This window comes from Streptomyces mobaraensis (genome assembly GCF_020099395.1).
In the GTDB taxonomy this organism is placed as follows: domain Bacteria; phylum Actinomycetota; class Actinomycetes; order Streptomycetales; family Streptomycetaceae; genus Streptomyces.
The window spans coordinates 1,788,515-1,804,695 of sequence record NZ_CP083590.1; the positions used below are offsets into that span (position 1 = coordinate 1,788,515).

Sequence of the window (16,181 nt, forward strand, 5' to 3'; positions counted from 1 at the left end):
GTCAGGCCTCGCCGTCCGCGCGTCGGCGGGCCCGGTCGGCGAGGGTGTTGAGCAGGGCGGCGGCCGTCGCGGCGTCGTCGACCGTGACGACGAACTCGCCGCCGCCCGTCAGCCGGACCACGAGGGCGTCGCCGGAGCGCAGCACGAGCCCGCTGCGGCCGGAGCGGACGCGGTAGCCCCAGCCGCCGAACTCGCGGAACGCGTCCAGGGCACGGCCGTCGGCCGACCCGACGCGGTCGAGCCCGATCCGCAGCCGCGGGCGCGGCGCCCACAGGGGTGTGACGGTCAGGCCGTGGCGGTCGACGGCGACGCGGGCCCCGGACAGCGGGAGGACCAGCAGGGCGCCGACCGCCATCCCCAGCCCGGACGTCCAGCCGCCCGCGAAGCCGAACCCGGCCGCGACGGCCAGGAGGGCGACGCCGAGCCCCAGCAGTGGGCGCGAGACCACGGCCCGCGTCCAGGCCGCGCCTTCCGTGGGGCCGAGCGGCAGACGGGGGGCGGGGGCGGTGGTCGCGGCGGCGACCGCCTTACGGGGGCGCGGGGCGGTGAGGCCGGCGAGGAGGATGCCGAGGGCGCCCGCCACGAGGGCGGAGAGCAGGGTCGTCAGCAGGGTGGCGAGGCCGAGCCGGGCGTCGTCGGGGTCGTCGGCGGACGCGTTGCAGAGGACGGTCCAGATCATGAGCGAGCCGATCAGCGCGGCCACGGCGTAGGCGGTGGCGGCGAGGGCGCGCCAGGAGAGGACTTCGAGTTCGAGGAAGAAGGCGAGCGCGGCGAAGAGGAGGGCGAGGGAGAGGACGAGGACGAGGCCCTCGGAGGCGAAGGAGCCGGTGGCGGTGAAGCCGTCCGCCCGGCCGGAGCCGCTGAAGTGGATGGCCAGCCGGTCCGGCAGCCGGTCCCGCCGGCGCTCGAAGAGGAGGAGGAAGGCGGCGGCTGACAGGAGGTAGGGCAGCAGGAGGAGGGCCGGGCGCCAGGGCCGCCCGGCGGTGCGCAGGGGAAGGTTCACCGACCACCTCTCGACGACGGGCCTCGGGGACGGGTCTCCGGGATTTGTTCGCATGCCAATAGAACAAAGATAGATCACCAGAGGGATCCCGCGAAAGATCTCATATCTGAGATACCGTCTACCTCATGACAGACGCTTACCTCGCCCGCATCGGCAAGCTCATCCGTGACGCCCGGCAGCACCGAGGCTGGACCCAGTCACAGCTCGCCGACGCACTCGGCACCAGCCAGAGCGCGGTCAACCGCATCGAGCGGGGAAATCAGAACATCAGTCTTGATATGATCGCTCGTATCGGTGAAGCGCTGGACAGTGAGATCGTCTCCCTGGGCTATGCCGGCCCCATGCACCTGAGGGTGGTCGGCGGGCGCCGGCTGTCCGGTGCGATCGACGTCAAGACCAGCAAGAACGCCTGCGTCGCCCTGCTCTGCGCGACCCTTCTGAACGCCGGCCGCACCACCCTCCGGCGGGTGGCCCGGATCGAGGAGGTCTACCGGATCCTGGAGGTGCTGGGCAGCATCGGCGTCCGCGCCCGCTGGATCAACGACGGCAACGACCTGGAGATCATTCCCCCGGCCGACCTCGACCTGGACGCGATGGACCGCGAGGCCGCCCGGCGCACCCGCAGCGTCATCATGTTCCTCGGCCCGCTGCTGCACCGCATGGACCAGTTCGGCATCCCGTACGCCGGCGGCTGCGACCTGGGCACCCGCACCGTCCAGCCGCATATGACGGCCCTGCGCCACTTCGGCCTGGAGATCACCGCCACCGACGGCACGTACCACGCGAAGGTCGACCGCAGCGTCTCCCCCACCCGCGCCATCGTCCTGACCGAGCGCGGCGACACCGTCACCGAGAACGCCCTGCTGGCCGCCGCCCGGCACGACGGCGTCACCGTCATCCGCAACGCCAGCTCCAACTACATGGTCCAGGACCTCTGCTTCTTCCTGGAGGAGCTGGGCGTCAAGGTCGAGGGCATCGGCACCACGACCCTCACCGTCCACGGCGTGACCCACATCGACCGCGACGTCGACTACGCGCCGTCGGAGGACCCGGTGGAGGCGATGAGCCTGCTGGCCGCGGCCGTGATCACGGAGTCGGAGCTGACGATCCGCCGGGTGCCCATCGAGTTCATGGAGATCGAACTGGCCGTCCTGGAAGAGATGGGCCTCGACCACGAGCGCAGCCCCGAGTACCGCGCCAACAACGGCCGCACCCGCCTCCTGGACCTCACCGTCCGCCCCTCCAAGCTCCGGGCCCCCATCGACAAGATCCACCCGATGCCGTTCCCCGGCCTCAACATCGACAACGTCCCCTTCTTCGCCGCCATCGCCGCCTTCGCCCAGGGCCAGACCCTCATCCACGACTGGGTCTACGACAACCGCGCCATCTACCTCACCGACCTCAACCGCCTCGGCGCCGACGTCAAACTCCTCGACCCCCACCGCGTCCTCGTCGAGGGCCCCACCCGCTGGCGCTCCGCCGAAATGATGTGCCCGCCGGCGCTCCGCCCCGCGGTCGTCGTCCTCCTGGCGATGATGGCGGCGGAGGGCACGTCCGTACTGCGCAACGTGTACGTGATCAACCGGGGTTACGAGGACCTGGCGGACCGGCTGAACTCGATCGGCGCCCAGATCGAGATCTTCCGGGACATCTGACGGACGGATTCCGCCGCACCCCGTCTGAATTGCTTCTCGCGGTCGAAGAGTTGAAGAAGGGGTGCGGCGGCGTCTCTGGGACTTCTCCGGGACCCCGTGGCCCTCGGCAGGCCACGTCCCAGGGGCACTTCCGGCGCCGATCGGCCGTGGCTACGCGGAGATCGCGTCGATGGCGGCGCCGCCTCGGGTACCGGCGCGGGGCGGGAAGCGGGAGTTCCTCCGCGAAGTCGAAGTCCTCCAAGGCGAGTCCAAGCGCCTTCCCTTGCCCGAGGCCAGCGCCGACCCTGCTGCGTCGATGACGGACGCAGGCGCACCGAGTCCCGCGGTCTCGCTCGCCCGGAGGGGATGCGGCGGTGTCCGGCGCCCAGCCGGATTCCGCTCCTGTGACGGAGTGGCCGGTTTTGGAGCCGTGGTGTTGCCGGGGAGTTAACTGGGAGACATGATCACTTCTCGTAGCGACCCGATCACTCGTCCGGGAGTCGAGAAGTGTTACGCCGAACCCCATTCCGCACCATCACCCCTGCCGCCGTGACCGCGGCCGGCAGTCTGCCTCTCGCCGAGAGAGCCACCCGGAGAACCGCCCGGACGGGGTCCGCTTCACCGCTCCGGTGACGGCTTCGACGTAACACGACCGCGCCGTCACCGGCCGTATCCGGTACGCACCGCATCCCCATTCCGCCGTGCGGCCGCGGCCTCTTCCTCACCGCCGTTACCGGCGCGGCACCGCAGGACGGGCACCGCCCGACGTTATGCGCGGCCACTCGCCGCAACCTCCACCCCCCGCGTCGCACTCTGGCATGCCCTCGTTCCGCGAGGTTCGCCAGATTCAGCCCTTTCGTCACGTTCGCCAAAGGAGTTGTTGTTCTTCATGTCCCAACGCGGGAGAACTCTCGTCTTCGCCGCTCTCGGTGCGGTCATGTGCACCACCGCGTTAATGCCGTCCGCAGGCGCGGCCACCGGCAGTGGCAGTGGCAGCGGCACCGGGGAAGAGAAGAGGTCCTACGCCGAAACGCACCGCCTGACGGCGGATGACGTCGACGACATCAACGCGCTGAACGAAAGCGCTCCGGCCGCTTCGAGCGCCGGTCCGTCCTTCCGGGCCCCCGACTCCGACGAGCGGGTGACTCCTCCCGCCGAGCCGCTCGACCGGATGCCCGACCCGTACCGGCCCTCGTACGGCAGGGCCGAGACGATCGTCAACAACTACATACGCAAGTGGCAGCAGGTCTACAGCCACCGCGACGGCAGGAAACAGCAGATGACCGAGGAACAGCGGGAGTGGCTGTCCTACGGTTGCGTCGGTGTCACCTGGGTCAACTCGGGCCAGTATCCGACGAACAGGCTGGCTTTCGCGTTCTTCGACGAGGACAAGTACAAGAACGAGCTGAAGAACGGCAGGCCCCGGTCCGGCGAAACGCGGGCGGAGTTCGAGGGGCGCGTCGCCAAGGACAGCTTCGACGAGGCGAAGGGGTTCCAGCGGGCGCGTGACGTGGCGTCCGTCATGAACAAGGCCCTGGAGAACGCCCACGACGAGGGGGCGTACCTCGACAACCTCAAGAAGGAGCTGGCGAACGGCAACGACGCCCTGCGGAACGAGGATGCCCGCTCGCCCTTCTACTCGGCGCTGCGGAACACGCCGTCCTTCAAGGACCGCAACGGCGGCAATCACGACCCGTCCAAGATGAAGGCCGTCATCTACTCGAAGCACTTCTGGAGCGGCCAGGACCGGTCGGGCTCCTCCGACAAGAGGAAGTACGGCGACCCGGAGGCCTTCCGCCCCGACCGCGGCACCGGCCTGGTCGACATGTCGAGGGACAGGAACATTCCGCGCAGCCCCACCAGCCCCGGCGAGAGTTTCGTCAATTTCGACTACGGCTGGTTCGGAGCGCAGACGGAAGCGGACGCCGACAAGACCGTATGGACCCACGGCAACCACTACCACGCGCCCAATGGCAGCCTGGGTGCCATGCACGTGTACGAGAGCAAGTTCCGCAACTGGTCCGACGGTTACTCGGACTTCGACCGCGGAGCCTACGTGGTCACGTTCGTCCCCAAGAGCTGGAACACCGCCCCCGACAAGGTGACACAGGGCTGGCCGTGATGTAAGCGGGGAGGGGAGGGGAGGCGGAGCATCCGGCTCCCCTCCCCACCGTCGGCTCTACAGCTCGTGGCCCGTCGTGCTGTCCACGTGGTCCGGGATCTCGCCCTCGTGGCGGTCGCCCGTCGTCGGGGTGCCCGTGGGTTCGAACATGAGGATGGAGGCGCCCGGGGAGGACGGCTTGTGTTCGGTGCCCTTGGGGACCACGAAGGTGTCGCCCTTGTGGAGCCGCACAGCGCGTTCCGTGCCGTCGGGGTCGCGGAGGGCGAGGTCGAAGCGGCCGTCCAGGACGAGGAAGAACTCGTCGGTGTCCTCGTGTACGTGCCAGATGTGCTCGCCCTGGGTGTGGGCAACGCGGATGTCGTAGTCGTTCATGCGGGCGACGATGCGCGGGCTGTAGACGTCGTCGAAGGAGGCGAGAGCCTTGGTGAGGTTGACGGGCTCGGTGTTGTTCATGGTGTGAGTCTCGGCGGGAGGCCGCCGCGGCGTCTTGTACGTTGCTGTCACGCCTTGTTGCTGTCACGCCTTCATGAGGGCGCTCGCTCCGAAGGAGACGTCAAAGCGGTCGCACCAGATGCTGACGCTGGTGTAGCGGTCGAGGTCCAGGTCCCGTGGGAGGGCGTAGTTCTGGTCGCCCTTGTTGCCTTTCAGGGAGCCGAGACTGACGTGGGCGCCGTCGTCGAAGACGTGCCAGCCGGCACGGCCCGGTTTCACCGGTGCGTCGCTGAGGAGGACCTTCACGTCCGGGCCGTTGCTCGTGTCGAGGCCCTCCAGGCGGAGGGTGCGGCTGCCGTCCGGGAGGCGGAGGACGCGGACGGTGCCGGAGGTGGTGTGTTCGTGGCTGATGAGGGTGCCCGTGGCCAGGGTGCGGGTGGCGGCGGTGGGCGCCGCCTCGTGGACCGTCTCGTTCTGCCACAGCTTCCACGGCTGGAACCAGTAGGCCGCCACTCCGGCCGCCAGGACCGCGACGCCCAGCGCCCCGGCGGCGAACGGCCGCCGCCACCACCGTCGTACCTGTACGTGCACCACTGTCCGTCTCCCGTCGTCTCGCGCCATCCGGACCTGTATGAAGCGCAACGTCCGGGGCGGCCGGATTTCTCCCACAACCGGCACGGCCACGGGATCAGTGCGTCACGGCAGCACCGCCACCCCGTCCAGTTCCACCAGTGCCTCCCCGTCCCACAGCCGCACCGCGCCGATCACCGCCATCGCCGGGTAGTCCCGCCCCGCCAGCCGCCGCCAGACGCGGCCCAGCTCCCCGGCGCACGCGCGGTACGCCGCGACGTCCGTCGTGTAGACCGTGACGCGGGCGAGGTCGGCCGGGGTACCGCCGGCGGCCGTGAGGGCCGTGAGGAGGTTGGTCAGCGCGCGCTCGAACTGCGCGGGCAGGCCGCCCGGGACCACCCGGCCCGTGCCGTCCAGGCCCGTCTGGCCCGCCAGGAAGACCAGGCGCCCGCCCTCCGCCGTCACCGCGTGGGAGAAGCCTCGGGGCGGGGACAGTTCCGGAGGGTTGAGACGGGCCAGGTGTGCCGGATCGCCCTTTTCTCGTTCCGCGCTCACCTGTACAGCTCCCTCGCGATGATCGTGCGCTGCACCTCCGTGGCGCCCTCGTAGATGCGCGTCGCCCGGACCTCCCTGTACAGGTGTTCCAGGAGGTGCCCCTGTTCCAGGCCGCGGGCGCCGTGGATCTGCAGGGCGGCGTCGATGACGTACTGGGCGGTCTCGGTGGCGTAGAGCTTGGCCATGGCCGAGCGGCCGGCGACGCCCGGTTCGCCGGCGTCGTAGGCGGTGGCGGCGGCGTGGACGAGGAGGGCCGCGGCCTCGGTGCGGGTGGCCATGTCGGCGAGCTGGTGGGAGACGGCCTGGAGATCCTTCAACGGGCCGCCGAACGCGTGGCGTTCGGCGGCGTGGGCGAGCGCGGACCGCAGGGCGGCGCGGGACATCCCGACGGCGAACGCGCCGACGCTCGGGCGGAAGAGGTCGAGGGTGCGCAGGGCGACGCCGAAGCCGCCGTCCACCTCGCCGAGGACGTCGTCGGGGCCGACGGGGACGCCGTCGAAGGTGAGCAGCCCGACGGGGTGCGGGGCGATCAGGTTCAGTGGCCGGCCGCCGAGGCCCGGCCGGTCGGCCGGGACCAGGAACGCCGTGACGCCGTGCGCCCCCGCGTCCGGGCGGGTCCGGGCGAAGACGGTGTAGAAGTCGGCCTCCGGGGCGTTGGAGATCCACTGCTTCTCGCCGTGCAGCGTCCAGCCGGAGGACTCCGACGGTCCGGCGGGTTCGGCGCGCAGCCGCAGGGCGGCGGCGTCGGAGCCCGCCTCCGGCTCGCTGAGCGCGAAGGCGGCGACGGCCCGTCCGGCGACGACCTCCGGCAGCCAGCGGGCGCGTTGTGCCTCCGTGCCGGACGCGGCGATCGGGTGCGCGCCCAGACCTTGGAGGGCGAGGGCGGTCTCCGCCTCGGTGCACTCCTGGCCGAGCGCCTCGCGCAGCAGACAGAGGTCGACGGCGCGGACCACACCGTCGGCGGGGAAGACCCGGGCCAGCAGGCCGTGTTCACCGAGGGCGGCCACCAGCGGGCGGTTGACGCGCCCGGGTTCGCCCGCCGCGGCGAGCGGGCGCAGCCGGCGGGCGGCCAGGGTGCGTAACGTGGCCGTCCAGGCGCGCTGTTCGGGCGTGAGCGAGGCCGGCGAGACGAGCGGGGCGCGGCCCGGCGGGCGTTCTTCGGTGGCGCCTTGTGGGGATGACCGGAATGACGGGGATGACATCGCCGTCCGTCCTTTCGGAAGCGTGCGTTCAGAAGCGTGCGTTCGGAAGCATGCGTTCGTTTGTCGCGCTCTGTTGACTGCCGTCACGGTCTCGTTACGCTGGCAGCGCATCCGTACGGCTGGCAAGACCTCCCCGCACCACCGCCGGCCCCCACGCGTCGCCGGCGCTCCCCGCACCTCCACCCTTCCCCGGCACGAGGGGGCGCGACCCGTCATGGAGCTCATGCCGTCGGCCCACGTCGACACCTTCTCCCGCGACAGCCTCCCGCCACCCGACCAGTGGCCGGACCTGACGTCCGGGCCGGACGTCCCGCGCTACCCGGACCGGCTCAACTGCGGCGCCGAGCTGCTGGACGCGACCGCGGCGCGGCTGGGTCCCGACCGGCCGGCGCTGCGGGACAAGGCCGGGAGCGTCTGGTCGTACGGCGAACTGCGCGAGCGTGCCGACCGGTTCGCGCACACGCTCACCACCGACCTGGGCGTCGTCCCCGGCAACCGCGTGCTGCTGCGCGGCCCCACCACCCCGCTCCTCGCCGCCTGCTGGCTGGCGGTGATGAAGGCGGGGGCGGTCGCCGTGACCGTGCCCGACGCCCAACGTGCCCGTGAACTCGCCGACATCTGCCGCATCGCGCGCATACGGCACGCGCTGTGCGACGCGCGCTCCACCGGTGAACTGGCCAAGGCCGCCGTGCCCGGGCTGCGGACGACGCCGTTCGGCGGCGGCTCGCCGGGCGACCTGCTGCGGCTGTCGGCAAAGAAACCACCATCGTACGCCGCGGTGGCGACCTCGGCGGACGACGTCGCGCTGATCGCGTTCACCTCGGGGACCACCGGACCGCCCAAGGGCTGCCTGCACTTCCACCGGGACGTCCTGGTGATCGCCGACACCTTCTCGGCGCGGGTGCTGCGCCCCCGGCCCGACGACGTCTTCGGCGGCAGCCCGCCGCTCGGCTTCACCTTCGGTCTCGGCGGGCTGCTCGTCTTCCCGCTGCGGGCCGGCGCCTCGACCGTCCTCGCCGGCTGGTCGGGCGCCGGGCAGTTGCTCGCGGACGTCCAACGGCAGCGGGTGTCCGTGCTGTTCACGGCCCCTACGGCGTACCGGGCGATGCTCGACAGGATCGGTTCGTACGACACGTCCTCCCTCCGCAGATGCGTCTCCGCGGGCGAGCACCTGCCCGCCGCGCTCTGGCACGCCTGGCGGGCGGCCACCGGGCTGGCGCTGATCAACGGGATCGGTGCCACGGAGATGCTGCACATCTTCCTCGCCGCCGACGGCGAGACGTCCCGCCCGGGCACGACCGGACGCCCGGTGCCGGGGTTCGAGACGCGGATCGTCGACGACGCCGGCCGGCCGCTGCCGGACGGCTCGCCCGGCCTGCTGGCGGTGCGCGGCCCGGTCGGCTGCCGCTACCTCGCGGACGAGCGGCAGACGACGTACGTCCGGAACGGCTGGAACATCACCGGCGACCGTTACGTCCGGGACCCCGACGGCTGCCACACCTTCCTCGGTCGCGCCGACGACATGATCGTCTCGGGCGGGCACAACGTCGCGGGCCCCGAGGTCGAGGAGGCGCTGCTCCGCCACCCCGACGTGCTGGAGGCGGCCGTCACCGGGCGGCCGGACGAGCGGCGCGGCGAGGTCGTCGTCGCCCACGTGGTGCTCCGGGACGGCGTGCCGCGCACCGGGCACACCGCCGACGACCTGCGGGAGTTCACCAAAAAGGAGATCGCCCCCTACAAGTGCCCTCGCGAGATCGTGTTCCTCGACGCGCTGCCGCGCACGCCTACCGGCAAACTCCAGCGGTTCCGGCTGCGTTCGGGCGCTTTACAGTTTCCCCGTGACTGACCACCAGCCGTCCCCCACCCCCCGCTCGCTGATCGTCTCCTTCTACGGTGCGTACGGCCGCGGGGCCGCCGGGCGACCGGCCGGCCCGCTGCCGGTCGCGGCGCTGATCCGGCTGCTCGGCGCGGTGGGCGTGGACGCGCCCTCGGTACGGTCGGCGGTCTCCCGGCTGAAGCGGCGCGGCCTGCTGACCTCCGGCCGGACGGCGGACGGCGCGGCGGGCTACGGACTCTCCGACGCGGCCCGGCAGTTGCTCGACGACGGCGACCGCCGGATCCTCGGCCGGCCCGCCGCCCGCCCCGGCCACGGCTGGCTGCTGGCGGTCTTCTCCGTGCCGGAGGAGGAGCGGCACAAGCGGCACCTGCTGCGCTCGCGGCTGTCCCGGCTGGGCTTCGGAACGGCGGCGCCCGGCGTCTGGATCGCCCCCGCCCATGTGCATGAGGAGACCCGGCACACGCTCGACCGGCTGGGCCTGGCCCCGTACGTCGACCTGTTCCGCGGCCGGCACCTCGGCTTCGAACCGACGGCGGAGGCGGTGGCCCGCTGGTGGGACCTGGACGCGCTGGCCCAACGGCACCACGCGTTCCTGGAGGTGCACGAGCCGGTGCTGCGCCGCTGGGCGCGGCGGCGCCCGACGCCGCCCGAGGAGGCGTACCGGGACTACCTGCTGGCCCTCGACTCCTGGCGCCGCCTGCCGTACGCCGACCCGGGCCTGCCGGCGGCCGTGCTGCCGGCGGGGTGGCCGGGCGTCCGGTCGGCGCGGGTGTTCACGGCGCTGCATCGGAGACTGCGGGATACGGGTGGGGAGTTCGTGGCGGGGGTACTGAAGGGGGGAGGGTGAGGCGGAGGGATGGGGGCAGCCCATGCGCCTGCCCCCTACACCCGCCGCCCGACCGGCGGCGGGCGGCTCCCCGCCCGGTACTGGACCGGCCAGCACACCCCCGGCCCGGCGTACCCCTGCTCGGCCGCCGCGTGCAGCGTCCAGTGCGGGTCGTAGAGGTGCGGCCGGCCGAGGGCGCAGAGGTCGGCGCGGCCCGCGAGGATGAGCGAGTTGACGTCGTCCCAGGAGGAGATGGCGCCGACGGCGATCACGGGGACGCCCGCCTCGCTCCGGATCCGGTCCGCGAACGGCGTCTGGTACGACCGGCCGAAGGCGGGCCGCTCGTCGGGGACGACCTGGCCCGTCGAGACGTCCACCGCGTCCGCGCCGTGGGCGGCGAAGGCGCGGGCGACGGCCACCGCGTCGTCGGCGGTCGTGCCGCCGGAGGCCCAGTCGGTCGCGGAGATCCGGACGGTCATCGGGCGGTCGGCGGGCCAGACGGCGCGTACCGCGTCGAAGACCTCCAGGGGATAGGCGAGCCGGCGCGGGAGGTCGCCGCCGTAGGCGTCGTCGCGGTGGTTGGTGAGCGGGGAGAGGAAGGAGGAGAGCAGATAGCCGTGGGCGCAGTGGAGTTCGAGCAGGTCGAAGCCGGCACGGGCGGCGGAGGCGGCGGCGCGCGCGAACTGCTGCCGTATGAGGGTCATTTCGGACGGTCCGAGCTGCCGCGGCACCTGGCTGACGCCCGGCCGGTACGGCAGCGGTGACGGGCCCGCCACCGGCCAGCCGCCCTCCGGCAGGGGGTCGTCGATGCCCTCCCACATCAGCCGCGTCGACCCCTTGCGGCCGGAGTGGCCGAGCTGGACGCCGACGGCCGTGCCGGGGGCCGAGGTGTGCGCGAAGTCGGTGATCCGGCGCCAGGCGGCTTCGTGGGCGGGTGCGTAGAGGCCGGTGCAGCCGGGGGTGATGCGCCCTTCCGGGCTGACGCAGACCATCTCGGTCATCACCAGCCCCGCGCCGCCCAGGGCGCGTGCCCCGAGGTGGACGAGGTGGAAGTCACCGGGTGTGCCGTCGGTGGCGGAGTACATGTCCATCGCGGAGACCACGACGCGGTTGCGCAGCGTCAGTCCGCGCAGGGTGAAGGGGGTGAACATGGGCGGGGTGCCGGGTGGAACACCTGCTTCCGCCTCGACGGCGGCGACGAACTCCGGGTCGCGGAGCCGCAGGTTGTCGTGGGTAACGCGGCGGCTGCGGGTGAGGAGGTCGAAGGCGAACCGGCGCGGCGTCCGGTCCCGGCGCCACTCCAATTCCTCGAACCACTCCAGGCTCGCCCGGGCGGCGCGCTGGGTGGACTCGACGAGCGGGCGCCGCTCGGCCTCGTACGCCGCGAGGGCCGCCGGTACGCCGTCCGGACCGCCGGGGCCGCCCGGCCCGGTCAGCCGTCCGACGAGGGCCAGGGCGTCCTCGACGGCGAGCTTGGTGCCGGAGCCGATCGAGAAGTGGGCGGTGTGGGCGGCGTCGCCGAGCAGCACCACAGGGCCATACGACCAACGGGCGTTGACGACGGTGCGGAAGGCCGTCCAGGCGGAGCGGTTGGAGCGCAGGGGGCGCCCGCCCAGCGCGCCGGCGAAGAGGGCGGCGCACTCCCGGAGCGTCTCCCCCTCGGTGCGCCGGTCGAAGCCGGCCCGGCGCCAGACCTCCTCGCGCATCTCGACGATCACCGTGCTCGCGCCTGGGGCGTAGGGGTAGCCGTGCAGCTGCATCACGCCGTGCTCGGTCTCGGCGATCTCGAAGCGGAAGGCGTCGAAGGCGAAATCGGCGGAGAGCCAGATGTAGCGGCAGCGGTGGGTGGTGAGGGTGGGCCGGAAGTGGTCGGCGTGGGCGGTGCGGGTGGCGCTGTGGACTCCGTCGGCGGCGACGACGAGGTCGTGGTCGCGGGCGAGTACGGCGGCGGGCGGCGCCTCCGTACGGAACCGCAGGTCGACGCCGAGGCCGCGGCAGCGCCCGTGGAGGATCCGCAGCAGTCGCCGGCGGCCGAGCGCGGCGAAGCCGTGGCCGCCGGAGCGCAGGGCGTGGCCCCGGTGGACGACGTCGATGGCGTCCCAGCGGACGAACGAGCGGCGGAGCGCGGCGTAGACGTCGGGGTCGGCGCTCTCGATGCCGCCGAGCGTCTCGTCGGAGAGGACGACGCCGAAACCGAAGGTGTCGTCGGGGGCGTTGCGCTCCCAGAGGGTGACCTCGCACCCGGGGTCCTGACGCTTCAGCAGGGCGGCGGCGTAGAGCCCGCCGGGCCCGCCGCCGATGACCGCGACGCGCACGTCAGACGCCCCGCCACTCGGGGGGCCGCTTGTCGGTGAACGCCGCGTGGAACTCGGCGTAGTCGGCGCTGTTCATCAGGAGCGCCTGGGTGGCGGCGTCGAGTTCGACGGCGGCGGAGAACGGCATGTCGAGCTCGGCGGTGAGCAGGGCCTTGGTCTGGGCGTGGGCGAGGGCGGGCCCGTCGGCCAGCCGGCGGGCCAGGGCGAGGGCCGCGTCGGCCGCCTCCCCCTCCGGCACCAACTGGCTGATGAGCCCGATGCGTTCGGCCTCGGCGGCGCGGACGGTGTCGCCCAGCATCAGCAGCCGGGTGGCGTGGCCGAGGCCCACGACGCGCGGCAGCAGGTAGGCGGCGCCCATGTCGCCGCCGGAGAGGCCGACCTTGGTGAAGAGGAAGGCGAACCGGGCCGTGGGATCGGCGACGCGGAAGTCGGCGGCGAGGGCGAGGACCGCGCCCGCGCCGGCGGCGATGCCGTGCAGGGCCGCGACGACGGGGAACGGGCACTCGCGCAGGGCCCGGACGACCTGCCCGGTCATGCGGTTGAAGTCGAGGAGCCGGCGGGTGTCCATGGCGAGTGTGGCGCCGATGATGGCGTCCACGTCCCCGCCGGAGCAGAACCCGCGCCCCTCGCCGCCGAGGACCAGGGCCCGTATCGAGCCGTCGCGGGCGAGTTCGGGGAGCAGGTCACGCAGGTCGGCGTAGGCGCCGAAGGTGAGGGCGTTGAGCTTGTCGGGGCGGGTGAGGGTGACGGTGGCGACGCCGGAGTCCACGGTCAGGCGCAGGTGCCGCCATGCGCCGGTCGTGGCCGCCGAGCCGGTGAAGGGGTTCGCGGGACTCGTGGCCGGATCCGCGGCCGGACCCGCGGCCGGACCCGCGGCCGGATCTGCAGCCCGATCCGCGGCCGGACTCGTGGGGTGTGGCGGGTGCGACGGGCGCGGCGGGTGCGACGGGCTCATGGGCGACGGGCTCATCGGGCGCGGCCTCCTTCAGCCGGGTGGGCTGGTGCCTGCCCGGCGAAGTTATCACCGACGTGTGACTGTCGTCACGAGTGCGCGATGGGCACCGCGGACTCCCCGTCCCCGGACCGCCCCCGCCCTTCCGGGCGGGCCAGGCAGGCCACGAGGAGCGCCTTGATGGTGTGCATCCGGTTCTCCGCCTGGTCCCAGACGACGGAGTGGACGGACTCGAAGACCTCGTCCGTCACTTCGAGGGAGGTCAGGCCGTGCCGCTCGTGGATCTCCCGGGCGACCGAGGTGCCCAGGTCATGGAAGGCCGGCAGGCAGTGCAGGAACTTCACGGCCGCGTTGCCGGTGGCCCGGAGGACGTCCATGGTGACGGCGTAGGGGGCGAGCAGCGCGATCCGCGCGTCCCACACCTCGCGCGGCTCGCCCATCGAGACCCAGACGTCGGTGGCGACGAAGTCGGCGCCCGCCACGCCCTCGGCAACGTCCTGGGTGAGCGTGACGCGGGCGCCGCTCCAGCGGGCGATCCGCCGCGCCTGCTCAACGACCTCCGGGTCGGGCCAGAGCTCCTCGGGGGCCACGATGCGGACGTCCATGCCGAGCAGGGCGCCGGTGACGAGGTAGGAGTTGCCCATGTTGTAGCGGGCGTCGCCGAGGTAGGCGAGGGCCACGTGCTCCAGGGGCTTGGCGGTGTGCTCGGAGATGGTGAGGACGTCGGCGAGCATCTGGGTGGGGTGCCACATGTCGGTGAGGCCGTTGAAGACCGGCACCCCGGCGTACGCGGCGAGCTCCTCCAGCGTCTCCTGGGCGTGCCCCCGGTACTGGATGGCGTCGTACATCCGGCCGAGGACCCGGGCGGTGTCCTTGGCGGACTCCTTGTGGCCGAGCTGGGAGCCGGTGGGGTCCAGATAGGTGGTGCGGGCCCCCTGGTCGGCGGCGGCGACCTCGAAGGCGCAGCGGGTACGGGTGGAGGTCTTCTCGAAGACCAGCGCGATGTTGCGCCCGGTCAGCCGGGGCACCTCGGTACCGGCCCGCTTGGCCGCCTTCAGCTCGGCGGCCAGCTCGACGAGGGCGTGGAACTCCTCGGGGCTGAGATCCGTCTCCTTGAGCAGGCCGCGGCCCGCGAGGTCTGTGGCCATGAGGACTCCCTGAATGCCGTGCGCTGTGAATGCCGTGCGCGCCGAATACCATGCGCGCCGAGTGCCGTGCGCTCCCGGACGCCGTGCACTCCCGGATGCGGCGCGTTCCTGTACGCCTCCGCGCTGGAATTCTATGCGCTTGATCGCAATATTATGCACTCATCGTCTCACGGGCATCCACCGGCCCTCCAGTCCCACTGTGCACGCTCACGGACCGCGCGCCAGCCGCCGGGGTCCCGTTCCCACGGACCGTGCGCTATCCGACGGGGTCCCGCTCCACCGGACAGCTCATACAGCGCGGCCCGCCCCTCCCCCGGCCCAGCTCGCTGCCGGGGATGGTGATGACCTCGATCCCATGCTTGCGCAGGAAGGTGTTGGTCGTCGCGTTGCGTTCGTACGCCACCACCACGCCCGGCTCTATCGCCAGCACGTTGCACCCGTCGTCCCACTGCTCCCGTTCCGCCGCGTGGACGTCCTGCGTCGCGGTGAGCACCCGGATCGAGTCCAGCCCCAGGGCGGCGGCGATGGCCCGGTGCATATGGCCCCGCGGGTGGTCGGTGACCTTCAGCTCCCGCTCGCCGACCCCGGGCTCGATGGTGTACGAACGGAGCATGCCCAGCCCGGCGTACTGGGTGAAGGTGTCGCCGTCGACCATGGTCATCACCGTGTCCAGGTGCATCACGGCCCGGCGCTTGGGCATGTCCAGCGCCACGATGGTCCGGGCGGAACCGGTGGCGAACAGCCGGTGGGCCAGCATCTCCACGGCCTGCGGAGTGGTCCGTTCGCTCATTCCGATCAGCACCGCGCCCCGCCCGATGACCAGCACGTCCCCGCCCTCGATCGTCGACGGGTAGGCGGCCTGGCCCTCCGACCAGACGTGGAAGTCGTCCGCCGCGAACATCGGATGGTGCCGGTACACCGCCTCGTAGTGCACGGTCTCGTGCCAACGGGCGGGCCAGCGCATGGCGTTGATGCACACACCGTCGTAGATCCAGGCGGAGGTGTCGCGGGTGAAGAGGTGGTTGGGCAGCGGATTGATCAGGAAGTCGTCGAGGTCCATCACATGGAAGCGGACGGAGACGGGCTCGGCGTGCCGCTCCAGGAACTCCCGCTTGGTCATCCCGCCCACGAGCCAGGCCGTCAGCTCGGGGGCGGGCATCCGCTCGAAGGCCGCGCGCAACGGGCCGGTCGCCAGCGGGCCGTACTCCTTCTCGTCGAAGACCCGGTCCAGGACGAGCGTGCGTGCGGCGGGCACCCGCAGGCTCTCCTCCAGCAGGTCCCGGAAGAGGTGCACCTCGACGCCGCGCTCGCGCAGCACGTCGGCGAAGCCGTCGTGCTCGGCGCGTGCGCGGCGGACCCAGAGCACGTCGTCGAAGAGGAGGGCGTCCTTGTTGGACGGAGTGAGCCGCTTCAGCTCCAGGTCCGGGCGGTGCAGGATGACCCGCCGCAGCCGCCCGGCCTCGGAATCGACATGGAATCCCATCCCTCCATCCTCACCTGATTCAGGCGTGATCACCCCGAGTGGCGCGGCGGAACGTCGGACGGGCGGTTCGGGCGGGCGGCGAGGGGCCTCAGACGCGCGTCG

At 72.4% G+C, this 16,181-nt stretch carries 13 protein-coding genes; 4 read left to right on the top strand and 9 right to left on the bottom strand.

Going from position 1 to position 16,181, the window contains the following annotated elements:
* Position 1: 1 nt before the first annotated feature.
* Positions 2-1,003, bottom strand: a complete 1,002-nt coding sequence (locus tag K7I03_RS07425; protein WP_185943239.1) for a hypothetical protein — start codon at positions 1,001-1,003, stop codon at positions 2-4.
* A 125-nt stretch (positions 1,004-1,128) separates the two neighbouring features.
* On the opposite strand from K7I03_RS07425, the gene K7I03_RS07430 reads away from it, so the two are divergent.
* A complete protein-coding gene (locus tag K7I03_RS07430; RefSeq protein WP_185943240.1) occupies positions 1,129-2,658 on the top strand; it encodes a helix-turn-helix domain-containing protein in 1,530 nt (509 codons plus the stop codon).
* An 868-nt stretch (positions 2,659-3,526) separates the two neighbouring features.
* Entirely contained in the window at positions 3,527-4,759 is a 1,233-nt protein-coding gene (locus tag K7I03_RS07435) for a protein-glutamine gamma-glutamyltransferase (protein WP_185943241.1), read from the top strand.
* A 57-nt stretch (positions 4,760-4,816) separates the two neighbouring features.
* Here K7I03_RS07435 and K7I03_RS07440 read toward each other — a convergent pair whose 3' ends face one another.
* From K7I03_RS07440 to K7I03_RS07455, 4 genes are all read right to left on the bottom strand, one after another.
* A complete protein-coding gene (locus tag K7I03_RS07440) occupies positions 4,817-5,212 on the bottom strand; it encodes a cupin domain-containing protein (RefSeq protein WP_185943242.1) in 396 nt (131 codons plus the stop codon).
* A 63-nt stretch (positions 5,213-5,275) separates the two neighbouring features.
* On the bottom strand, positions 5,276-5,812 hold the full coding sequence (locus tag K7I03_RS07445; protein ID WP_221903053.1) for a DM13 domain-containing protein: 537 nt from the start codon (positions 5,810-5,812) through the stop codon (positions 5,276-5,278).
* A gap of 75 nt (positions 5,813-5,887) precedes the next feature.
* A complete protein-coding gene (locus K7I03_RS07450) occupies positions 5,888-6,316 on the bottom strand; it encodes a RidA family protein (protein WP_185943244.1) in 429 nt (142 codons plus the stop codon).
* A complete protein-coding gene (locus K7I03_RS07455; RefSeq protein ID WP_185943245.1) occupies positions 6,313-7,518 on the bottom strand; it encodes an acyl-CoA dehydrogenase family protein in 1,206 nt (401 codons plus the stop codon). The genes K7I03_RS07450 and K7I03_RS07455 overlap by 4 nt, the downstream gene beginning before the upstream one ends.
* A 214-nt stretch (positions 7,519-7,732) precedes the next feature.
* On the opposite strand from K7I03_RS07455, the gene K7I03_RS07460 reads away from it, so the two are divergent.
* Positions 7,733-9,364 carry an AMP-binding protein gene (locus K7I03_RS07460; RefSeq protein ID WP_185943246.1) on the top strand — a complete coding sequence of 544 codons (1,632 nt, stop codon included), beginning with the start codon at positions 7,733-7,735 and terminating at the stop codon, positions 9,362-9,364.
* On the top strand, positions 9,357-10,202 hold the full coding sequence (locus tag K7I03_RS07465; protein WP_185943247.1) for a PaaX family transcriptional regulator: 846 nt from the start codon (positions 9,357-9,359) through the stop codon (positions 10,200-10,202). The genes K7I03_RS07460 and K7I03_RS07465 overlap by 8 nt, the downstream gene beginning before the upstream one ends.
* A gap of 35 nt (positions 10,203-10,237) precedes the next feature.
* On the opposite strand, the gene K7I03_RS07470 is transcribed toward K7I03_RS07465, so the two are convergent.
* The 4 genes from K7I03_RS07470 to K7I03_RS07485 form a co-directional block, all read right to left on the bottom strand.
* Positions 10,238-12,496, bottom strand: coding sequence for a bifunctional salicylyl-CoA 5-hydroxylase/oxidoreductase (locus K7I03_RS07470; RefSeq protein ID WP_185943248.1), 2,259 nt, complete (start codon positions 12,494-12,496; stop codon positions 10,238-10,240).
* Position 12,497: 1 nt separating this feature from the next.
* Positions 12,498-13,271, bottom strand: coding sequence for an enoyl-CoA hydratase family protein (locus K7I03_RS07475; RefSeq protein WP_398858483.1), 774 nt, complete (start codon positions 13,269-13,271; stop codon positions 12,498-12,500).
* Positions 13,272-13,537: 266 nt separating this feature from the next.
* Positions 13,538-14,596, bottom strand: a complete 1,059-nt coding sequence (gene argF, locus K7I03_RS07480) for an ornithine carbamoyltransferase (RefSeq protein WP_224346938.1) — start codon at positions 14,594-14,596, stop codon at positions 13,538-13,540.
* Positions 14,597-14,852: 256 nt separating this feature from the next.
* Positions 14,853-16,079, bottom strand: a complete 1,227-nt coding sequence (locus K7I03_RS07485) for an arginine deiminase (RefSeq protein ID WP_185943251.1) — start codon at positions 16,077-16,079, stop codon at positions 14,853-14,855.
* Between the last annotated feature and the right edge of the window lie 102 nt (positions 16,080-16,181).